This is a genomic window from Paenibacillus sp. FSL H7-0735, assembly GCF_038008505.1.
Lineage (GTDB): Bacteria > Bacillota > Bacilli > Paenibacillales > Paenibacillaceae > Paenibacillus_AQ > Paenibacillus_AQ odorifer.
In genome coordinates, this window is the sequence record NZ_JBBOZH010000001.1 from 6,086,308 (window position 1) to 6,106,792 (window position 20,485).

Sequence of the window (20,485 nt, forward strand, 5' to 3'; positions counted from 1 at the left end):
AGCTTATTGTTCTTGAACGGGATCTGCCACAGGGGGAATATTCTTCTTTGGAAGCCCATCCAGCCCATATTCCCAATCATAAGCATCAAAAATCTTACGGGCAACCGGAGCTGCACTATTGGAGCCAAAGCCGCCCTCCGGAATCACAACCGCTACAGCCAGTTTCGGATTCTCACGTGGAGCAAAGGCAATAAAAACCCCGTTATCACGGTTTATATTTTTTCTATCCGTTTTTTCAGAGGTTCCTGTCTTACGGGCAAAATCATAAGGAAAATCGTCAAAAGCACTAACTTTACTGCTCATTCCCTGTTTGATTTCTCTCCAGAACGATTTATCAAAGGTTACTTTATTAAGCACTTCTTTTTTAAATTCCTTAACCACCTTACCTTGCGCATCCGTAATCTTACTTACAAGCTGTGGTTTAATTCGCACACCTTCATTTGCAAGTGTAGTAGCATACTGGGCAAGCTGTAATGTAGTATAACTGCCTTGCTGGCCAAAAGATGCGTAGACGAGCGCGGCCTGCGAGCTCCCTGCAGCCTTGAAATCCGTATAGTTAATCTGACCTGGTGATTCACCGGGAAGACCACTTTGTGTTGACACACCCAGTCCGAACTTTTTCATATATTGGTCCCAAACCTCTACGCCTTTATCTCCCAGGTATTTCTTATAAAGTTGCTTTCCGACCATATCCACCATAAATACGTTAGAGGATTGCTTGATAGCATCAGCCGGATACAGTTTTCCATAGACATGACCTGATGAATTTCTAACCGATGATTTATCATCCTTACCGAAATAGGTAATCCCCACATCTGGATAGGTGCTCGAGGTGCTAAAAAACCCTTCATTTAAACCAATTAATACACTTAACGGTTTGATGGTCGATCCCATGAATACAAGAGAGCTAAAATCATGACCCGATCTCCCGGAAGAATTCGAGGTAATAGTACCATTCAGATGATTGTTCATAATTTTATTCCAGACGGATGTAGGCAACGAGTCCTTTGTCCATACATTCGAATCGTAATCCGGCATACTCGCCATAGCGACAACATTACCAGTCTCTACTTCCATTGCTACTGCATAACCTGTTAAAGCATCAGGATGAGTTTCGCCTTGAACAGCATTGGTGTGCAGCCATTTAATCTGATCCAATATGGCCTGTTCAGTCTTCATCTGAACATTCTTATTAATAGTCATCCAAATATTATTGCCTTTTACAGGGGGAACGGTCTGTTCTACCTTCTCCGCCATATTTTGAGGAGTGACCGAAATGACCTGATAACCATTTTCTCCGCGCAGTTCGCGTTGATACTGCATTTCCAGACCATCAAATCCTACATATTCTTCCGTTTTATACATAAGTCCCGGTGAAGAATTGTCTTTCATTGCACTACGAATATTTTTGTACATCGCTATGTCTTCGGTTGATTTAAAAGGTTTGCCAAAACCCACCGTCTGCACAGCTACCGTATCTTTATCGTAGTGGCGTACACTTTCTTCCACAATGGTAATACCTGGATATTCATCCTTGTGTTCCATGAAATAAGCTATTTCTTCTGAAGTTAGCCCTGCTTTTATACGACGCGGTACATAACCCAGATACTTTTTAAAGTCCAGATCAAGTAAATCCAGCACGTCCTGCTGCGTTAACTTGGGGGCATCTGCACTTCCATATTTCTCAAACTCCGCTACTAATCTTGCTGCAAGGTCATTAGACTTATTTTTCGCTTTTTCCGTTAGTGAGGTTTCACCCGTTACTTTATCGGTAGTTTTAGCTGTATATTCCTTATTTAGGGTAAGATAGAGCGACTCAACAGGTGTAGAATAGGCTATCTGCTCACCCCCGGCAGCAAAAATAATCCCTCGCATGGCTGCCAGCGGAACAAACTTCGTATCCCGTTTAATCTCTTCTTCTGTCAGCAAAGCTCCCTCAGTAAACTGCAAACCTGCAAGACGCACAATAATGATACAAAAAATAAAAAAAGTGCCAAAGAAAAACAGATTCAATCTCAGACCTACAGAATGTTTCGAAGATTTCCCGTCCGCAGGCGGGAGCTGCTTCCCAAAGCTCACCAGCTTTCTTCCCTTCTATATAAAAATAATGTCTGAATTGCCTTAGCCAGCGACATTGCTCTTATAATGAAGGTGATTTCTAAGAAGCTGATTGTGAGCATTGCACTCGCATTTATGTTAGAGCAGTTGGTATGAGTTTATTGTACCACACGGAAGGAGTGCGGCGCCCTCACTCAGAGTGCGTTCTCCCTAATATGCGTATCGTCAAAATCCTTCGGATTAAACCAATCTCCGCTGCTCGCCCAAGTGGGATCCAATGGAATCCAAGCTTGCCGGTCACTTATATAAACTTCATTCCAGGCATGTGCGCCATACCCGCCTCGACCATCATAGCCTTGCCCCGTTACAACGCGCACCTGTAACCCTTGAGAGCGGGCCATAACAGCGTAAAGACGGGCATAATCAATACATACCCCTATGCGTGTGTCGAAGGTATCCTGCGGAGTCTGTTCATGCCAAATTCTATTTTTTTCATAATTTTCCGCTTTGGCGTAATCATAAGTTACTCGTGTTCCTACCCAATCATACAGTAGTCTGGCTTTCTTCTCGTCTCCTTGCGCTTGTCCAATAATATCTTCAGCAGCTCCCACAATATCTTGTGGAATGTCATGATCGATAACTTCATATTTTCTGCGCAGAATATCATTCATCTCAGCTGCAACGGTCTTCGTCAGAATAGGCAGCTTTTTCTGCACTGTCTCCCCAACAAAGGGTTCAAATACAGCGGCAGCGCTTTGACTGTAGATCGGAGAAGATTCCACATAACGGCTAAATTGACTTTCTGGATTTAGGCCAACACAAATGAAGAGAGCGAGCACAATAATTAAACCACGAGTCAAGCCTATAATTAATCCTATGATAGCTCCACCCATACGGCTTACTTGCGTAATCTTTCTGTCCTTAAATGTCTTGGTGCGCCGTAGCTGGTGGAATGGAAGCAGCATAGACAACAATCCCAGAAGCATGCGAATTAAGATATAAGAGAGCAATAACAACAATAGAAACCGCACCAGCGGCGATTCCGCCAGCACAGATACAGCCGTATAATAAATTTGCTGCCACTGGGTCAGCTGTTTATCAGGCAGACTTATTCCTGCTGCCCAAGTCTGAACATGAGGATTGAGATACGCCGCAGCAGGAATGGCCAGCACCAAAGAAGCTATTGTAAACAGTCCTGTTCCCAGCAGACCGAATAATCTTCCGGTAGCACTTGAGAACCCTCTGCTCCAGCCTTGCAATAGTGAAAAGACTACTACCAGCAGGAGGGCGATGGAGATGATATTTGCATCACTCAGACTAGTCAACCAACCGTTTATCATATCCAATCTCCCCTTTCAGCCGCCCGCTTGCTTGTTTTTGATAATGATTTAAACTGAGGCCGTTTATTGATGTTTCCGAGCTTCCTCGATAAATGTTTGTGTGGTATCAGTAATACTCCACTTCCCAAGACTAACTCCGCGGAAAGTAACCTCTACCTTATCTTCACCAGTAGTACCTTTCACTTCAATATTCGGAGTTGTGATCGTAAATGTTCCGTCACCATTTGAAGTGTACTTCGCATCCTGCGCCTCTTTAAGCATGACCTCTTGTGCTTCCTTCTTCAGCGTGCTTACCGTTCCATCTGCCACCTTATTCACAGCGTTACCAATTTGGTCCATTGTCACACCACTATAGATGAATAGACCTACAACGATAATAATGACAATCGCCCATTTCAACATCGTTTTGACCAAATTAACAACCGCGAACAACAGAACAAGCGCAATAACAATAACTAACCAATTCTCTCTAATAAACTGTGACCACACCTCTGGATCCATCAACCTCACAACACCCCTATCGCCTAGTTTCGTCCTAAGGATTATCTCCTCCATAGACATGACGCCAATATTAATTATTATACATGAATGCCCATCATAATTCATGGTTCCACAGCCAGAGAAAGGTATACCTGCTTACAGGAATTAAAAAAGCGGTATAAGCCCTCTCTGTCCCACGTAAAGTACAAGTAGTTGCTTAAATTTGATCTTCTTAAAATACGCCTTCCTGCATTAACCTTTATTGTAGGTGGCTCTCGGAGGTGTTTCCCTGTGAAAACTGCGCTATGGCTGTACCTGTTTCTTTTTCTGGCGTTTTTTGATTTACATGCACAGTATCCTATTCTAACGCCCTTTGCCATCTCTCTTGGTGCGGGACCCGCCTTTATTGGCTGGATGATGGGCATGTATTCGTTGACCCATCTTCCTGGCAATTTGCTCGCAGGCGTACTCGTCGATCGTAATGGCAGCCGCCGCTACATCGTCTTTAGCCTTGTTACTGCGGGAGCCATTCTATTGCTGCAGGCTCACGCTCAGCTTCCGTGGCATTTGCTGATGCTACGAGCAGCAAGCGGGTTCGCGCTCGCCTTCCTCTCTCCGGCGTGCATGACCTTGCTGGCTTCATTATCATCTGATGCCACTGAGCAGGGGAAATATATGTCCGGACATGGTATCGTTCATACCTTAGCTTCAGTGGTATCCCCAGCAGCGGGTGCCTTTATCGTAGCTAAAGCTGGCTATTCCGGCACCTTCACCACATTGGGATGGCTGCTTATCGCTACAGGAATCATGGCTTTTTTCAGTGTACCGGCGCCTGCCCGGCGTTTAGTACGCCCTGTAAACTCAGCAGCACCTCCTTTAAAAAATCAGGATCTTCCTTCGGTCCCTATATCCGATCCCAATCCAGTTTCCAAACGTTATTATCTGCTGCCTTTTTTCGTTTCTTGTTCACAAGGGGTTCTGTTCTTTGAGCTTCCTCTATCTCAGACCGGAAGTAATAGCATTGTTTCCACAGGTATTCTTTTATCGCTCCTTAGCTTAGGGGCTTTGGTAACACTCAGTTTGTTCTTCCTGAACCGCTTTTCCCCAGGAGGAAGAATAGCCGTGGCCTTGCTAGGAATGGCCCTTTGTTTTTTTGCGCTCGCCTCACTTCACAGCATTCCCGCTTCCGTTATTCTCTTTATGCTGGGTGCAGCCAAAGGAATATTATTTCCTGCAATGGCTTCGCTCTTTATTAGTCTAGGTGGACCAGGACGTATGGGACGCACCTTCTCCATGCAGTCGATAGCCATGTCACTAGGTGCATTCGCAGGGCCTGTGGCCGCAGGACAACTAAGAGACGTTGTTTCGCCTTATTTCATTGCCTTTCTATTGCTGATGGTTGCACTATTACTGCTTCCGCCAAAAAATTCAGCCAAGCTGTCCACCTACTCTTCCAAATGGAATGGGCGGGCCGCATGATTTATTGTTTTTACGACATTTCCCGGGGAATGAAGATTTTCCTGTAGAAACAGTTGTTAAAACTGCTCCTCCTTCGGTAAACTATAATGAGTCTGAAAGTTCAGGCTTCATTTCCGGAGGTGATTGTCAGCAAATGTCCATTACGATTATTGTCGAAGGCAAAAACGATCGCAGCAGATTACGACGCGTGCTGGTACCGGAAGTCGAAATCCTCTGTACCTTTGGTACATTAAATACGCTCAAACTCGAGTCCCTGCGACAAAAAGTAGGAGATGGAGAAGTATATCTTTATATGGATAACGACAGTTCAGGCAAAAAAATACGCGGGATTCTCCGCGATGCCTTTCCCGATGCTGGTCACATCTATACGCGCCGGGGTTATGCCGGAGTGGAGGGCACTCCAGATGAATACAATATTAATCAGCTTGAAAAAGCGGGTCTGGAAGAGTTCATCATTTACCCTGAACCCATTCCTTTTTGATTCGCGATATATTGCCTAAGAAATTAAAAACGCCTTTTTCGTTATCCCTTCAATAAACGGGATTCGAAAAAGGCGTTTCTGTTATGCGGTTATGTTCTATTCACGAGCCAATTCATTCAGCCTATCGGCAAGAAATTCAGGCGTTACGTTATCCGTATCTCCTGCGTCATACAATGCACGGAGACGATTGTCCCGATCAACCAATGCTATGCGATTGGCATGTACGAAATTTTCTTTACTATTCCCTGCAATTAGTACTTTAAAAGAATCAGTTGCCAGCTTACGAATCACTTCCTGATCCCCCCGTAAGAAGTACCAACCCTTATAATCTGCCTGGAAACGGTCCGCAAAGGTCTTAATGGCTTCACGTGTATCATTCTCTGGATCAAAAGAAATGGAGACGAACGCCGTATCTTTTCCAAAGTTGCCCTCGTCAACCAGAATCTTCTGTGTCTGGGATAACAGGAACGTAGTTATAGGACATACATCCGGACATTGCGTGAAAAAAAAGTATACCAGCCGTGCCTTACCTTGTGTATCAGCCAGAGTAATCTGGTCTCCATCCACATTTTCAAGTGAAAAGTCCTGCACTTCTCCGATTACCGGCAGTTTTTCTTTTCCTAAATTCAAAGAATTAACTGCCAGATAACCAGCCATTACCAAAGCAAGCAATAGTAGAATCCAGGTCCATTTATAACGCTTAAAGGTCTGCACGGACAATAATACCCTCCCTCTTCTTAACCGTGAATCGTATTTAATACAAGTACGATCAAACTTACCGTTAGGTAGTTAATGGAGAAGAGGAAGTTCTTCTTCGCCCAGACTTCGTCATCTTTTGCTGCAAAGCCCATCAAGGTTATGATTAACCAAGCCAGGGACAGCGCTGTTGAAATCACCAGATAAAAAATGCCTGCATAATCGTAGGCGTACATTAACACTGGAATAGGCAGTAACAGTGCTACATAAGGAATCATTTGAAACTTCGTACGACGTGTTCCTTTGACTACAGGCAGCAGTGGGAAACCTGCGGCTCTATATTCTTCTTTACGTCTAATCCCGAGCGCCCAGAAATGGGGAGGTTGCCACAGAAACAACATCGCAAACATCAGCCAAGCCCCTAGATCAACTGTTCCCGTAACTGCAACGTAGCCAATTACCGGTGGCATAGCTCCAGAGATCGCACCTACTGAAGTGCTCCATGTTGATGTCCGTTTCAACCAAAGGGTGTATACTACAACGTAAACGAACATCCCTACAATCCCGAACAGACCGGCTAAAACTCCGGAAAAAGCAAACAGCACAATCAAACCCGCAATCCCAAGCCCAATAGCATACAGCAATACGGTTTTGGGTTTCAATCGTCCTGTAGGAAGCCCACGATCGCGCGTTCTTTCCATCTTCATATCCAGATCACGGTCGAAATAGTTATTAAAAACACAGGCCGAAGCCATAACCAGCATTGTACCGAGCAGAGTCAGAACTAATCTGCCGTATTGAACATCCCAACCTGAAGCCAGCCAATATCCTGCAAAGGCAGCGATGAGGTTAGATCGGATAATACCGGGTTTTGTTACGGTAATGAAATCACGCCAACTTGCACCTTCCGGTGGAGATTTTGCAGACATAGCTGCAGAATCGGAAGAAGCTTGAAATGTTATATGATTATCCACACCAAATGATCCTCCTTCTAAACAAACTTCTAACGTTCTAGCCGAAGCACTAAATAGACTTCGCTGTTAACTTTATCATATCAAACCCGAGGAGACTTTGACAGTCATGGCACAGTATGTTCATGAATTTGACAATTACGTGACAATATTTATTTTCAGCCCCTTAATAACCTAAGCCGTATTTGGGTAATTATTAATAATGTACTTCCGAACAACAAAGGAGAACTGACCAATGGACACCGCTACACATTTAGTTATGGGCATAGGGTTAGCCGGACTTTCTTTCGTCGATCCCGTCGTTGCTTCTGACCCTAAACTGGCCGGGGCCGTTATGCTGGCAACGATTTTAGGCTCACAGGCTCCTGATGCCGATACCGCATTACGACTAAAGGACAATGCAATATATATTCGTAATCACCGTGGAATCACACACTCCTTGCCTTTCCTAATTTTGTGGCCCGCTCTGATTGCCCTAGTCTTAGGGCCTCTGTTTGGGTTTACTGATTTGGCAGCTTTAAGCCATGTTGCACTCTGGGGTTTCATAGGTGTAGGCGTGCACGTCTTCTCTGATCTGTTTAACACCTATGGAACTCAGGCGGCCCGTCCATTCACTGAGAAATGGATCGCCTGGAATATCATCCACATTTTCGATCCATTTATTTTTGGCAGCCATATCGCAGCTATTCTGCTCTGGATCACTGGGATTGTTCCGCCTAAACCTTTATTTATTACGCTTTATGCCTGTACCATTCTTTATTATATTTGGAGAACGATTGTTCATGCCCGCCTTACACGAAACATCAAGCTTAAAGATATACACCATACTGCTGGCGAACGTTATATTGTAATCCCTACAATTTCACTTAAACGCTGGAACGTAGTTAAAGTGAAAAAAGACGGCAGTTATGACGTTGGGCAGCTACTGAACAACCGTCTGGAATGGTTCAAACATGCGGTCTGCTCGAATCATCCCGCTGTGGAAATATCCAAGTCGCATCCAGATATTCAGTCCTTTTTATATTTCACCTCTTATGCGGTGGCCGAAGTGGAGGAGCTTCCTTCAGGATATATGGTGCGCTGGGGAGACGTTCGTTATTTACACCGCAAACAATACCCTTTTGTGGCTGTATTAGTTATGGATAACCAATATAAACCTTTAAATACTTATGTAGGCTGGCTTAGCAGCGATAAGCTCGACAAACGATTTTCCATCGACCCTGGTTCTTTACGATGAAACTGTAGACTTACTGAGAGAACTATTCTATAATCACAAAAAATCCCGGAGTATTTATAATACTCCGGGATTCATTTTAGCAGACACGGAAAGGAAGGCTCTTAATGGGTAAAGGACTCTCACTTTGGTTCGCTTGTTCTTCTATTCTTATTCTCACTGCCGCTTCAATCGCGATCAGCTATAGCTTCTGGCTGGCACTCCTGCTTGGTTTTCTCTGCGTATTGAATATTGGCTGGGGATTTATCCTCAAAGCCAGAATTAGACGCAAACAGGAAAGTTTAAGCTCTGATTAGATTAACGAGCTGGCAGAAAGCCCATCCGCTCTTTTACGCCATTCAATGTCTCAGCTGCAACAATACGTGCGCGTTCAGCACCTTCGGCAAGAATATCAGTGATCGCACCTGAACTGCGAATTTCATGATATCTTTGTTGCAAAGGCTCAAGTGTGGACACAACCACTTCCCCAAGATCCTTCTTAAAGCCACCATACATTTGTCCCTCATAACGATCGGCAATTTGCTGGAGGGACATTCCAGAACATTCCGAGTAAATACTCATCAAGTTACTAATCTCTGGCTTATTAGCCGGATCAAAGATAACTTCACGTCCAGAATCAGTCGTTGCGCGGCTGATTTTTTTACGGATCACATCCGGCGAATCCAACAGGGCAATATAGCTGCCTGCATTTGGGCTGCTCTTGCTCATTTTTTTAGTGCCATCATCCAGAGACATAATGCGTGCGCCCACTTCAGGGATATACGGTTCAGGAATCGTAAAGAATTCGCCAAAACGGTTATTAAATCGGCCAGCTAAATCACGGGTCAACTCCAAGTGCTGCTTCTGATCTTCACCTACTGGCACAAGATCCGCATTATAAACAAGAATATCTGCTGCCATTAAAGAAGGATATACGAATAGGCCCGCGCCAACCGAATCCTTACCTGATGATTTATCTTTGAACTGTGTCATACGCTCAAGCTCGCCCATTGCCGTTAACGTAGTCATGATCCAACCCAATTCCGCATGCTGAGGCACATGGGACTGCATATATACATTCGAACGCACAGGATCAATTCCTGCCGCGATAAAGAGTGCAGCTACAGCTTCAGACTGCTCACGCAGTGCCGCAGGATCTTGAGCAACGGTGATCGCATGCATATCGACAACCATAAAGAAACATTGATGATCGTCTTGCAGCTTCACAAAATTTTTCAGCGCTCCGATATAGTTACCCAAAGTTAGAGAACCGCTCGGCTGTATGCCTGACATTACTTTTTTCAACATAATATAGACCTCCGTTAGATGTGATTTCCAATTTCCGAGAACGCAAAAAAAGCCTCATCCGCAAGGGACGTGAGACCGTGGTGCCACCCTTATTCGCTGCTTAACCTTTGTATAGTCAAAAGGAAACAGCCTTAGTCTTCCGTTAACGGGGAAGATCCGGCCGGTCTACTAGGGTATCTTGCTCCCGTTCAAGCGCGGCGCTCAGGGGTCCATTCATCAGGAGTGTCCTACCGGTTCGCATCAACCACCGGCTTTCTGAAGGTACATTTCCTGCCTACTTGTCCCCGTCATCACATTCTCATCATAATTTAATGCCTTCATCATAGAACCATAAAGAGAAGTTGTCAAATCACTTAACCACTTCCGTATAAATCTGTTATGATAAGGTTATCCATGTTCTATTCGATTACAGTTACGATAAAGGAGCATATCTCATGAAACAGGTGACCAAAGGGCAGTGGGGCGGTTATGATACTTATATTTTGCACAGCCGCGAACTGGAAGTCACGCTTTTGCCGCGACTAGGAAACAACGTGATTTCATTGTTTGATGTAAAGGAACAACGGGAAATTCTGCGGCGGCCTGATGAAAGCGATCAAGCTTTCTTTATGCAAAAACCTTACCATTTTGGCATCCCGCTCTTAATTCCACCCGGAAGAATTCGTAAAGGAAAATTTCAATTCGAGGGTACAAGTTATCAATTTGACCAGAATACCGCTGGTGACAATCATATCCATGGTCTACACCGGACTCAATCCTGGTGTGTCAGCGATATTGAAGAAGACGAGGACGGTTGTGCAGTCACTACTGAATTCCTTACTGAAGATGATCCACACTGGATGGAGCAATTTCCCATTCCACTCAAATTCGAAATGACATTCAGGCTTCAGGATGCCCGGCTCAGCCAGACTTTAAAGGTTACAAATCTCGGCGATCATCGTATTCCCTTTGGGATCGGTTATCACACCTGGTTTATGATCGATGGAGAACCTGAACGCTGGAATCTCAAATTGCCCGTAAACAGCATTTATGAACTAAACGATGAATTGCTCCCTAGCGGCAATCTAATTCCACTCGGTGATCTAGAGTCTCTAAATTCTGGAATTAACCTACAGGGAACTAATTTTGATACCGCTCTGCGTATTGGTGACAAGCAGCCCGTAGAAGCATTGTTATTACGCGATGATGGTTATGGTCTTCGTTATACGGCCGACGAGAATCTTTTTCGCCACTGGGTCCTGTATACCAAAGGACCAGCCGATCAATTTCTGTGCATCGAACCTTATACCTGGCTCCCGGATGCTCCTAACGTTTCCGACGATCCTTCCTTCACTGGCTTGCTGAAGGTAGAACCAGGTCAAAGCCTTGAGCTGTCCACTATGCTGGAAATGATCTATCCCGAGAATTAAAGCAGATATACATTATATCGGTCTTCCCTTGCGTTTACGTAAGAGAAGGCCGATTTTTTGTGCGAGCTTAGTTATTTAGGCTTTCCTACCCTTACTTTTAATCGACTAATAATTACCATCCTTAAAACCTTTCGATAGCATGCATGAATTAGCCTCTTAGCGCTCATACTATCTTCACAACGGGCGAAGGAGGTGACACACATGGGTCAAGCAGGTCAAGGTCGTAGCAGCCGTTCCAATAACCTTGTAGTTCCTCAAGCAAATGCAGCGTTGCAACAATTGAAATATGAAGCAGCACAAGAGCTTGGAGTAACGATCCCAGCTGACGGTTATTACGGGAACTACACTTCCCGCGAAACTGGTTCTTTGGGAGGTTACATCACTAAACGTCTAGTACAACTGGCAGAACAACAACTGTCCGGTCGTCAGTAACATCGTTATCTTAAGTGTTTTATCCGGCTGAGGTCTTAAAAAGCCCATTGCCGACTAGCTTTCAAACCTCTCACACTTCTTCCAGAAGCTGTGGGAGGTTTTTCTAATTTATACCCTATAATCCGAGCTGCATGCAATCTTTATGTAAAACGTTTAACTTAAAAATTGATCAGCACTCTCGGCGTAAGCATTACGGGGAGATCGAATCATCAGATTCGCCATATTATAATTGGACTCCAGCGTAGCATCTACGATTAGCTTTCCCTGTCTTATAGCGAATTCATAGCTGATCTCACCATGAGTCCAGCGCCGTTTGTATTTCAGACTCTCCAGTGCCATTAGACGAAAAGAAGACTGCTGACTCTCCGTTATTCCTTCCTTTACTTCTGTGAATCCACCACCCCGACCGGCTAGAGGGTGATGACGTATGCCGAATTTGCCAATGGTATTATTTCGTATTTGCACAAATACCGTACCGGAAGATAGTCCCGATAATTCCTCTTGCAGTTCCCTAAATACCAAATCCATCTGTCTTGCTAATGATAGCTGTTCTGTCTTAAGCATATCTTTCCTCCTAAAAGTTTTGTGAGCTTAGCTTCTTCGAGTTCACTTCGTCTTTTATAAATCGAACCCTAAATATTTAGGCTAAGGATCCGTCGCTACTGCGGGGAATGTTTGGACTTCCAGCCGCTGTTGTCTCCAAATTTCTTGAATTCTTACGCGTACAGCGGGTGAAATTCGGAGACAAAGGCGGTCGCTCCCGCTCTTACAGTTCCAAAATTCCCCTCCGCCACTCCTTCCCCTTTTCCCAAATTTCTGGTTCGATTTATATTGTTTGTGAGCTTAGCTACTTCGAGTTTACTTCGTACAAATCGGCTTAGTAAGCGCTTACTTAAGCTTTTTGAGCTAAGCTCATTAGTCTTCCTTGCAAGCCTTATATAAGGCTCAAGGCTCATTATAGACCCCTTAAATACGTCAAACAACATTATTCTACAAAATTGGGTTATTATCCCTAGTAATGCGCAAAATTCATAGATCATTCGTATATTAATTTTTATAAAACGGGAGTTTTCGACAATTAACCATTAAAAAAAGACCCCTTAACCGGGGTCTTTGCGCGTTCACACTGAAATTCCGTTATTTTTAGCGCACTGAAATTTGTCTTATTTTAGACATTTCATGCTAAATGCTCAGTCATCTCCAAGAACTCGTTGATATCAGCCACGATCAAATCTGTAGCCCCTTGCCAGAAATCTGGCTTAGTCAGATCCACACCCAAATGTTTGAGCACCAAATCCTCCAATGTCATCACGCCGGTATCCTGCAACAAGCTATCATATTTGTCTGCAAAGGAAGCTCCCTCTTGTAATGCCAGACGATATAAGCCTGTACTGAACATATAACCAACAGTGTACGGGAAATTATAGAAAGGTACATCTGTGATATAGAAATGCAGCTTCGACGCCCAGAAGTGAGGATGGTATTCAGAAAGCACACCACAGAAAGCTTCTTTCTGTGCTTCCACCATCAGAGCAGACAGTTCCTCAGCATTTACAAGGCCTTCCTTACGTTTTTCATAAAAACGAGTCTCGAACAAGAATCGAGCGTGAATGTTCATAAAGAATGCCACACTGTTCTGTATCTTCGTTTCAAGCAGTGCCAGCTTCTCCTCTGCATTGCCCGCAGCTTTAACCTGAGCATCAGATACAATCACTTCTGCAAAGGTTGAAGCGGTCTCTGCAACGTTCATTGCATAATTCTGATTAAATACAGGTTGATCATCAAGCAAGTAGGAATGATAGGCATGTCCCAGCTCATGGGCCAATGTTGAAACATTGGAAGGTGTGCCGCTGTAGGTCATGAATATCCGTGATTCTTTGCTCTCAGGGAAGGAAGTACAGAATCCACCAGGACGTTTGCCATTACGATCCTCAACCTCGATCCAGTTATTATCAAAGGCACGCTCTGCAAACTCAGCCATCTTAGGACTAAATTTACGGAACTGTGTGACGATATCCTTCGCAGCTTGATCATAAGGGATTTTGCCGGAGGATTTGCCTACAGGAGCTTCGACATCGACCCATGAGAGGGAATCCAACCCCAGCAGCTTGGCTTTGCGCTGAAGGTAGGACACGAGTACAGGTTTGCTCTTCGTAATTACGTGCCACATCGTATTTAAGGTGTCCTGTGTCATACGATTGATGCTGAGCGGATCTTTTAGAACATCGTCCCAGCCTCTGCCCTTATAGAGCTTCAGGCGGAAGCCTGCTAAGTGATTTAAAGTATCTGCGCAATTATCTGCCGCTTCAGTCCAAGCCTCTTCCCATTTATGGAACATCGCTTGACGCACTTTTGGATCTGGATCATCCAGCTTATTAAAAGCTTGACCTGCAGAAAGCAGCTTTGTTCCTTCTTCATCCTCAAATGGGATCTTGATTGAGCTTACAATCGTATCATAGTGTCCGCTCCATCCATGATATCCGTCAACAGCTAATTCCAACGCTAAGCTTTCCAGCTCAGGGCTCATCTTCTCACGGGCCAAATCACGGCTCTCGCTCAGTACGAACGTTAAAGGAGCAATCTCTGGACGAGCCATCCACTCAGCCCATACCTTGTCCGTAGTCTGACGAAGTACATTGCTAAATTGCGAGCTGATCCCTTCGAATCCGGCGCGCATGCTTGTCACTTTGGCTGCCAGTCTTACCGCACCCTTGTCCATCTGATTCTGAGCGCCTAGACAGTCTGCGAAGGAAGTGACCTCCACAAGTCTTCCTGAACAGCTCTGAAGCAATGCTATAACCTCATCCAATGCTTTTGTAGACGCAACATCCGTTGGTGCCACAGCATCCTTCACAAAGCCCTGTAAGGATAAAATATCTTTTTCAAGCTTGCTCAAGAAACCTTCTAGCTCTGCAGACGAAGACCCCCCCGGAAAAATAGTATCCAGTTCCCAAGTCAGTGATAACGGTTGTTTCATTTGTACTCACCATTCCTTTGCTTTCATTTGACTTTCTTTGTAATTGTCTTAACACCATGGTAAAGTGAATAACGATATCTGAACATTTATAGCCGATAAACTTTAGGAGGGCATTCATATGAAGCCACTACAAATTTCACCGGAAACAGCCATTACGTTATCCAAGCAACTAGGCGTTCCTTTGGAACACTTGATGCATATGCCCCAACATATTTTACTACAAAAAATAGCGGAGCTATCCAAAAAACAAAATCCCCCACAAACTGAGGGCGAAAATGAAGAGACTCCTTCTGGGAAGGACTCACAATGATTCCTTTTAGTCATACCTGGCCTTATGACATCATTCTAGGCGATATGTATGTGCAATACTGTCCATTCTGCAACTCAGAGAATGTGCTTCTGCCTATGAAGCCAAAAGAATTACAAATCGTTCGTGACGGCAAGAAAAAACTGCTTGTCTTCCCCTGCTGCAGCGCCAGTCCTACAGTTATAGATAATGACGGCGATTACCTTTTGTTCGATCGAGCTGTCAGATAAGCAAATCCTAACACTTTCTTTCTACAAAGCGCAGAGGAGAATTAAATTCTCTTCTGCGCTTTTTGTTGTTCGCAAATCGTTATGAACTTGAAGACAAGCCTTCGACATCAACCTCAACCTCTACAGCCTCAGCACGCATTTGCTCCCGTAAAATAACCCACTGCTCACGTGCCGCTCGAATCATCGCCGCATCCATAATCTTCTGATCATTAATCAGACGGGAGAACCACATCACAGCCACTGAGTATTCTCCGATGCGCCGATTAAGTTCGCCGATCAGGTACATGAGCCGGGCATCATTGCCGGCAATGCCATCTTTTTCATAGACCTTAACATACTCGTCCAAAGAATAACGTAAAAAACGCTTCTCCTGCTCAGTCTCCCCTTGGTAGCGATAGAGCCAAGCAATGTGATGCAGCAGACTTGCAATAATCCGATCTTTATCGTTAATACTCTGAGCACATAAAAGCGCCAGCTTATAGGTCTCGAGCGCAGTTTCCCAGTCTCTTTTCTCCCCAAAGTCTCGGCTCTTCCAGCGTTTCCCTACCTGCTCATTAAATGCCTTACGCTGACGTTCCGTCAGCTTGTCAGCCGAATTTTCTGTGGAGGCAAACCCGCAATTGGGGCAGACCCGTACAACATAATAATCCGGATTCTCATTTTTATAATATGCGCAGAAATCAGCATCACGCCGAATAGCCTTTTTTAGGCTAGGACGTACCCGCGAGGTTGAAAATTCATTTTCACAGTTGCAACACTTGACCTTTATAGAATATAGGGGTATTAACTCTGTCAAGTACTCTCATTCCTTTCAGGATCAACCTGTCCCTTGTTATTCCTGGGGCATGTTAACAAAATGATGTGCAGGACCTGCAAGGCGGCTAAGCACGAATGAACGCAGTGGTTCTTCGACTCCAGTCTCCACCAGTGCCTCTTTCATACATTGTAGCCACTCATCAGCACGTTCTGGAGTAATAGGAATATGCATATGCCTTGCTCTCATCATGGGATGTCCATGTAATTCCGAATAAAGCGGACCCCCGCCAAAAAACTGTGTCAGGAATTGATATTGCTTCTCCAGAACTGGAGTAATATCTTCAGGGAACAAGGGTCCCAGCTGCGGATGAAGCTGTACCTTGGCATAGAACACTTCCACCAACCGATGTAGTGCTTCAGCCCCCCCTAGATTGTCATATATACTCTCATTTGGATTCATTGAGGTTACCAGCCTTCTTCCATATTAATGAAACGTTACGTATTTTATTATACCAAAGATAAGCATAACACGGATATCCGTCGAAAGTGCTCTCTAAAGTACAGAAAAAAGACGCTAAACTATAGTTCAGCGCCTGAAGAGTAAGGTTAGTAGGTCCTAAATTCCTCATCACCAGGAGGGACGAGAGAGACCCGGATTACATATACAAAAGCACAAACGAGAACTCCGGCTATAACGCTCATCGCCATCACTCCATCCCATTTAATCGTGTAACAGAGGGTGCATTTATTTATTACATAATATCATAATTCCTGCGAAAAAGCACAGATAATTGTAACCGCTTTCTCCATTTTTTTGTGCTGTTTGTCCCTCTTTTTGCATACATCTAACCATAGACCAGGAGGCGTTAATTATGACTTTTAAAAAGATTGGCGGCCCGCTGCTGGGATTCATATTGGCTGGTTGTATGCTGCTGATGTTACTTCATCCTGAAGCATCTCTTGCCGCAGCCTTACGTGGCCTGGCCATCTGGTGGGATGTGCTCTTCCCTTCACTGTTTCCATTCTTCGTCATTTCTGAAATCATGCTAGGCTTAGGCATTGTCCATCTCTTCGGCGCTTTACTTGATCCACTGATGCGCCCCCTCTTCGGTATACCTGGCAGCGGTGGTTTTGTCGCGGCCATGGGATATGTATCAGGATATCCCGTTGGAGCCAAATTAACCGCTAAGCTGCGGGAGCAGAAGCTGATCAGCAGAATCGAAGGTGAACGCCTTGTAGCATTTACAACCTCCTCCGATCCTATTTTTCTACTAGGGGCGGTATCCGTTGGGTTCTTTCGCGATGCTTCTTTGGGGCTAATATTGGCACTAGCCCACTACGGAAGTGGCTTAATGGTTGGTCTCCTAATGTCATTTCATGGACGTAAGGAACAAAAGACTCCCACCCAAGACCCAACAAAAAGTAGTTCTGACGCCCCCTCTGCTCCAGCAAAACAAGGATTCGGCAGAATACATGCCGCACTCCTTGCGATGTCCGAAGCCCGGCGCAAGGATGGACGGAGCTTCGGGGAGCTGTTAAAAGGAGCGATCCAATCCTCGCTACAGCTTATTATTGTCGTAGGGGGTCTGGTTGTATTCTTCAACGTGCTAATGGAGCTGCTTGCCCGTGCCGGAATCCTGCCCTCACTATTTAGCCTGGCCGGATCTCTCGTCTCCCTTGTTGGAGGGCCTCCCGAATTAGCTCAGGCCTTGATCAGCGGATTGTTCGAGGTCACCATAGGTGCTCGTTCTGCTGGTGAAGCCGCTTCTTCCATCCCGCTTCAATTCAAGGTCGCAGCAGCTGCCTTTATTCTCTCTTGGGGCGGATTATCTGTACATGCCCAAGTCGCCAGTATTTTGAACGGTACCGGGCTGCGTTATCTGCCGTTCTTAACTGCACGACTAATACATGCCATACTCGCAGCAGGTCTCGTGGTGGTGCTATGGAAGCCTGTGATGGGATCAGGATTGTCTTCTGCCTGGGTCTCTCTGCCTGCCTCCACTGCCTTTACACCATCAGCCTCAGGTGTCACTGCCAGTCTAGCTCTACTGAGTCTTATACTAGCCGCTGCTCTTCTAGTGTCACTGCTTATCCCTGCCTTTATGGCAATGCTCCGATTGATGCGCCGAAGTTGATTACATATTGTGTTCCGGGGCAAGATTGATTATGATCGGTGTATGACGGAATTATATAAAGGAGCTTGTACATCTTGAGATATTATGTTCTGGACCGCGGTGATGAGCTGTCAATCAAACTTGCCGAGCAATTTCACAAGCTGGCGGCGGAGCGGGATTTGCAACTGGATGCCGAGTCTCCGGAAATCGTCATCTCGATAGGTGGAGACGGCACAATGCTGCACGCTTTTCATACCTTTATCGACCAGATTCCCAACTTAGCCTTTGTAGGTGTGCACACAGGACACCTCGGCTTCTATGCGGACTGGCAAGCAGAAGAGCTGCCCACCTTAATCGATTATATGTGCGGAACCGGTGAATCTGAGCCGCAGAAACCGCGTATTGTGAAATATCCATTAATAGAGCTGGAGATTCACAAAAAATCGGGATCTTCGTCTCACATTGCCCTCAACGAATTTACCCTTAAAGGGGTGGATGGAACTATAATGATCCAAATCGACATCAACGATGTCACCTTCGAAATGTTCCGGGGCGATGGACTTTGTATTTCAACTCCCTCTGGCAGTACAGCTTATAACAAAAGCCTAGGGGGCGCTATGGTTCACCCTTCAATAGAAGCGCTGCAGATTGCCGAAATCGCGTCTATTAACAACCGTGTATTCCGGACAATGGGCTCGCCGCTACTACTGCCAAAGCATCATCATTGTGACATTTTTTCATGTAAAGACCAGCGTTTGCTGCTCACCGTAGATCATAACAACATTCCTGTTGATGACCTGATTTCAGTACGCTGTCAAGTTTCAGACAAAAAAGTCAGCTTCGCAAGATATCGTCCGTTTCCGTTCTGGAACCGTGTCCGTGAAGCTTTCTTAGTCTGAGATCAGGGGATCAAAAAGCTGGAGATTTCAATATCTCCGGCTCTTTTTGGTGTGACAAAACTAACACCAATTGATAGACATAGAGAGAAATCAAATGGTATAATGAGGCTATTTTACAAAGAGTTACATAAAAGGAGAGAGTACTGTTGAAAAAATTATTATCCCTCTTGAGCATAAGTCTTCTGGCCCTGATACTGGCGGTCCCGGCTTTTGCTGCTTCAAAACCGATTGATGTTTATATCAACGGCAGTAAGGTTTCCTTTACCGCAGGAACCCCTTACTTAGCGAACAATTCTGTACTTGTCCCTTTCCGGGTCATCTTCGAAAAGCTTGGACTGCAGGTGCTTTGGGATGCCAAGACTGGAACAGTAACAGGTAAAAGTTCAAATCTGGCGATCAGCCTGAAAATTGGCAGCAACCGTGCAACCGTTAACGGAACCGTGAAAAAACTGACCACCGCACCAGTCTCCTCAGCTGGCACTACATACATTCCTTTACGTTTTATCGCAGAGGCAACCGGAGGCACAGCCGTCTGGAATTCAACCAGCAGAAGCGTCCAAATTACCACCCCAGTATCCAAAGATAAGGACGAAGCAGCGATTACAGCATTAATCCGTTTGTCTAATAAGTATTTCAATGAAGAAAAAGCGATTAGCTTCTATTCCCTTATGGATTCAGAATCCTCTAATGCGGAGTCAGTGGCGGATCTCAATGCATCCTTTGAGATTTTTGATATAAAAAATACTATTGAAAGTTTGGAAATCATTGATATTACAGGCGATGACGCTACTGTTTATACATTGGAAAGCTCTCGCCGGACAGGTGGGGCTTATACGCCAGATACAGAGGACGAATACATGTATACACTTGTCCGCAAGAATGGAAGCTGGAAAATATCATCTGTGGAATCCCAAAGCTCCGTGATACTGCTGACTCGTGAACAAGCTCTAAAAACAGCAGCTAACATTCCTCAAAATGATGCGGATGCCATCAAAGGTAATATCACCAAATATTATCAAGCTATGAATGAACAAAATCCGGCGGCTGTTCTTTCCACCATGACTTCATACGGAGAAGAATATGATACCTCCCTTAAGGAAGATCTGGAAGATTTCTTTACTTCATACGACGTCACTTATACTCCAAGCGTTTCAAATATCTACTATTTTAGCGCCAAAGAAGCAGCTATTTATGTGGAAAACAAAGAGAAAGATGCCAGTGAAGAGGAAACTTTTGAGCAAGGCACTATCTTCATTTTATCCAAGTCGGATAGCGGGGTATGGACTACTGATAACACCTATAGCGTTTACTATAAACTTGTGAAATCCTAAAACC

Annotated in this window: 21 protein-coding genes and 1 other annotated feature; of the genes, 11 read left to right on the forward strand and 10 right to left on the reverse strand. The window is 44.8% G+C overall.

The window, feature by feature from the left end; all coding sequences use genetic code 11:
• Window positions 1-3 precede the first annotated feature (3 nt).
• From NSS82_RS27515 to NSS82_RS27525, 3 genes are all read right to left on the reverse strand, one after another.
• Complete coding sequence (locus NSS82_RS27515) at window positions 4-2,079, reverse strand: peptidoglycan D,D-transpeptidase FtsI family protein (RefSeq protein WP_256718528.1); 2,076 nt, start codon at window positions 2,077-2,079, stop codon at window positions 4-6.
• Window positions 2,080-2,252: 173 nt separating this feature from the next.
• Window positions 2,253-3,398 carry a transglutaminase domain-containing protein gene (locus NSS82_RS27520; protein WP_036685274.1) on the reverse strand — a complete coding sequence of 382 codons (1,146 nt, stop codon included), beginning with the start codon at window positions 3,396-3,398 and terminating at the stop codon, window positions 2,253-2,255.
• Between the two features lie 63 nt (window positions 3,399-3,461).
• Window positions 3,462-3,899, reverse strand: a complete 438-nt coding sequence (locus tag NSS82_RS27525) for a hypothetical protein (RefSeq protein ID WP_036685280.1) — start codon at window positions 3,897-3,899, stop codon at window positions 3,462-3,464.
• 270 nt (window positions 3,900-4,169) lie between these two features.
• Here NSS82_RS27525 and NSS82_RS27530 point away from each other — a divergent pair, with 270 nt between their 5' ends.
• Window positions 4,170-5,357 (forward strand): MFS transporter, encoded by a 1,188-nt coding sequence (locus NSS82_RS27530; protein WP_038573195.1) that lies wholly within the window; start codon window positions 4,170-4,172, stop codon window positions 5,355-5,357.
• Between the two features lie 133 nt (window positions 5,358-5,490).
• Entirely contained in the window at window positions 5,491-5,838 is a 348-nt protein-coding gene (locus tag NSS82_RS27535) for a DNA primase (protein WP_036685586.1), read from the forward strand.
• A gap of 96 nt (window positions 5,839-5,934) precedes the next feature.
• On the opposite strand, the gene NSS82_RS27540 is transcribed toward NSS82_RS27535, so the two are convergent.
• Both NSS82_RS27540 and cyoE read right to left on the reverse strand, forming a co-directional pair.
• On the reverse strand, window positions 5,935-6,552 hold the full coding sequence (locus tag NSS82_RS27540) for an SCO family protein (RefSeq protein WP_141118578.1): 618 nt from the start codon (window positions 6,550-6,552) through the stop codon (window positions 5,935-5,937).
• 23 nt (window positions 6,553-6,575) lie between these two features.
• Complete coding sequence (cyoE, locus tag NSS82_RS27545; protein WP_036685285.1) at window positions 6,576-7,508, reverse strand: heme o synthase; 933 nt, start codon at window positions 7,506-7,508, stop codon at window positions 6,576-6,578.
• Window positions 7,509-7,740: 232 nt separating this feature from the next.
• Here cyoE and NSS82_RS27550 point away from each other — a divergent pair, with 232 nt between their 5' ends.
• On the forward strand, window positions 7,741-8,742 hold the full coding sequence (locus NSS82_RS27550; protein ID WP_076105306.1) for a metal-dependent hydrolase: 1,002 nt from the start codon (window positions 7,741-7,743) through the stop codon (window positions 8,740-8,742).
• A 104-nt stretch (window positions 8,743-8,846) separates the two neighbouring features.
• Window positions 8,847-9,035: a hypothetical protein gene (locus NSS82_RS27555; protein ID WP_038573198.1), complete on the forward strand. Its 189-nt coding sequence runs from the start codon at window positions 8,847-8,849 to the stop codon at window positions 9,033-9,035.
• 1 nt (window position 9,036) lies between these two features.
• Here NSS82_RS27555 and trpS read toward each other — a convergent pair whose 3' ends face one another.
• Window positions 9,037-10,023 carry a tryptophan--tRNA ligase gene (gene trpS / locus NSS82_RS27560; protein WP_036685592.1) on the reverse strand — a complete coding sequence of 329 codons (987 nt, stop codon included), beginning with the start codon at window positions 10,021-10,023 and terminating at the stop codon, window positions 9,037-9,039.
• 63 nt (window positions 10,024-10,086) lie between these two features.
• Window positions 10,087-10,326 (reverse strand) — a binding site (T-box leader).
• Between the two features lie 134 nt (window positions 10,327-10,460).
• On the opposite strand from trpS, the gene NSS82_RS27565 reads away from it, so the two are divergent.
• Together NSS82_RS27565 and NSS82_RS27570 are read left to right on the forward strand one after the other, a co-directional pair.
• Window positions 10,461-11,435, forward strand: a complete 975-nt coding sequence (locus tag NSS82_RS27565; protein ID WP_076105307.1) for an aldose 1-epimerase — start codon at window positions 10,461-10,463, stop codon at window positions 11,433-11,435.
• Window positions 11,436-11,636: 201 nt separating this feature from the next.
• On the forward strand, window positions 11,637-11,867 hold the full coding sequence (locus NSS82_RS27570; RefSeq protein WP_036685295.1) for an alpha/beta-type small acid-soluble spore protein: 231 nt from the start codon (window positions 11,637-11,639) through the stop codon (window positions 11,865-11,867).
• Window positions 11,868-12,020: 153 nt separating this feature from the next.
• Here the strand turns inward: NSS82_RS27570 and NSS82_RS27575 are convergent, their stop codons facing one another.
• Both NSS82_RS27575 and NSS82_RS27580 read right to left on the reverse strand, forming a co-directional pair.
• A complete protein-coding gene (locus NSS82_RS27575) occupies window positions 12,021-12,431 on the reverse strand; it encodes a hypothetical protein (protein ID WP_036685297.1) in 411 nt (136 codons plus the stop codon).
• Between the two features lie 613 nt (window positions 12,432-13,044).
• Entirely contained in the window at window positions 13,045-14,844 is a 1,800-nt protein-coding gene (locus tag NSS82_RS27580) for a M3 family oligoendopeptidase (RefSeq protein ID WP_076105308.1), read from the reverse strand.
• 118 nt (window positions 14,845-14,962) lie between these two features.
• Between NSS82_RS27580 and NSS82_RS27585 the strand changes: the two genes are divergently transcribed.
• Both NSS82_RS27585 and NSS82_RS27590 read left to right on the forward strand, forming a co-directional pair.
• Entirely contained in the window at window positions 14,963-15,154 is a 192-nt protein-coding gene (locus tag NSS82_RS27585) for a YycC family protein (protein ID WP_076105309.1), read from the forward strand.
• Window positions 15,151-15,381, forward strand: a complete 231-nt coding sequence (locus NSS82_RS27590) for a hypothetical protein (RefSeq protein ID WP_036685307.1) — start codon at window positions 15,151-15,153, stop codon at window positions 15,379-15,381. Before NSS82_RS27585 ends, NSS82_RS27590 begins: the two co-directional genes overlap by 4 nt.
• 79 nt (window positions 15,382-15,460) lie before the next feature.
• Here NSS82_RS27590 and NSS82_RS27595 read toward each other — a convergent pair whose 3' ends face one another.
• A complete protein-coding gene (locus tag NSS82_RS27595; RefSeq protein WP_038573205.1) occupies window positions 15,461-16,177 on the reverse strand; it encodes a DUF2225 domain-containing protein in 717 nt (238 codons plus the stop codon).
• A gap of 36 nt (window positions 16,178-16,213) precedes the next feature.
• Window positions 16,214-16,597, reverse strand: coding sequence for a globin domain-containing protein (locus tag NSS82_RS27600; RefSeq protein WP_038573207.1), 384 nt, complete (start codon window positions 16,595-16,597; stop codon window positions 16,214-16,216).
• 412 nt (window positions 16,598-17,009) lie between these two features.
• Here NSS82_RS27600 and ylbJ point away from each other — a divergent pair, with 412 nt between their 5' ends.
• From ylbJ to NSS82_RS27615, 3 genes are all read left to right on the forward strand, one after another.
• Window positions 17,010-18,272, forward strand: coding sequence for a sporulation integral membrane protein YlbJ (gene ylbJ / locus NSS82_RS27605; protein WP_076105310.1), 1,263 nt, complete (start codon window positions 17,010-17,012; stop codon window positions 18,270-18,272).
• A gap of 74 nt (window positions 18,273-18,346) precedes the next feature.
• Window positions 18,347-19,150, forward strand: a complete 804-nt coding sequence (locus NSS82_RS27610; protein ID WP_076105311.1) for an NAD kinase — start codon at window positions 18,347-18,349, stop codon at window positions 19,148-19,150.
• Window positions 19,151-19,317: 167 nt separating this feature from the next.
• Window positions 19,318-20,481: a copper amine oxidase N-terminal domain-containing protein gene (locus tag NSS82_RS27615; RefSeq protein ID WP_341056124.1), complete on the forward strand. Its 1,164-nt coding sequence runs from the start codon at window positions 19,318-19,320 to the stop codon at window positions 20,479-20,481.
• The last annotated feature ends 4 nt before the right edge of the window (window positions 20,482-20,485 follow it).

What these genes read in the sequence shown, in the direction of transcription:
- NSS82_RS27520 (WP_036685274.1), bottom strand. Translation starts at nt 3,398, where the DNA reads ATGATAAACGGTTGGTTGACTAGTCTGAGTGATGCAAATATCATCTCC.
- NSS82_RS27525 (WP_036685280.1), bottom strand. Translation starts at nt 3,899, where the DNA reads ATGGATCCAGAGGTGTGGTCACAGTTTATTAGAGAGAATTGGTTAGTT.
- NSS82_RS27535 (WP_036685586.1), top strand. Translation starts at nt 5,491, where the DNA reads ATGTCCATTACGATTATTGTCGAAGGCAAAAACGATCGCAGCAGATTA.
- NSS82_RS27550 (WP_076105306.1), top strand. Translation starts at nt 7,741, where the DNA reads ATGGACACCGCTACACATTTAGTTATGGGCATAGGGTTAGCCGGACTT.
- NSS82_RS27555 (WP_038573198.1), top strand. Translation starts at nt 8,847, where the DNA reads ATGGGTAAAGGACTCTCACTTTGGTTCGCTTGTTCTTCTATTCTTATT.
- NSS82_RS27565 (WP_076105307.1), top strand. Translation starts at nt 10,461, where the DNA reads ATGAAACAGGTGACCAAAGGGCAGTGGGGCGGTTATGATACTTATATT.
- NSS82_RS27570 (WP_036685295.1), top strand. Translation starts at nt 11,637, where the DNA reads ATGGGTCAAGCAGGTCAAGGTCGTAGCAGCCGTTCCAATAACCTTGTA.
- NSS82_RS27575 (WP_036685297.1), bottom strand. Translation starts at nt 12,431, where the DNA reads ATGCTTAAGACAGAACAGCTATCATTAGCAAGACAGATGGATTTGGTA.
- NSS82_RS27580 (WP_076105308.1), bottom strand. Translation starts at nt 14,844, where the DNA reads ATGAAACAACCGTTATCACTGACTTGGGAACTGGATACTATTTTTCCG.
- NSS82_RS27585 (WP_076105309.1), top strand. Translation starts at nt 14,963, where the DNA reads ATGAAGCCACTACAAATTTCACCGGAAACAGCCATTACGTTATCCAAG.
- NSS82_RS27590 (WP_036685307.1), top strand. Translation starts at nt 15,151, where the DNA reads ATGATTCCTTTTAGTCATACCTGGCCTTATGACATCATTCTAGGCGAT.
- NSS82_RS27600 (WP_038573207.1), bottom strand. Translation starts at nt 16,597, where the DNA reads ATGAATCCAAATGAGAGTATATATGACAATCTAGGGGGGGCTGAAGCA.
- ylbJ (WP_076105310.1), top strand. Translation starts at nt 17,010, where the DNA reads ATGACTTTTAAAAAGATTGGCGGCCCGCTGCTGGGATTCATATTGGCT.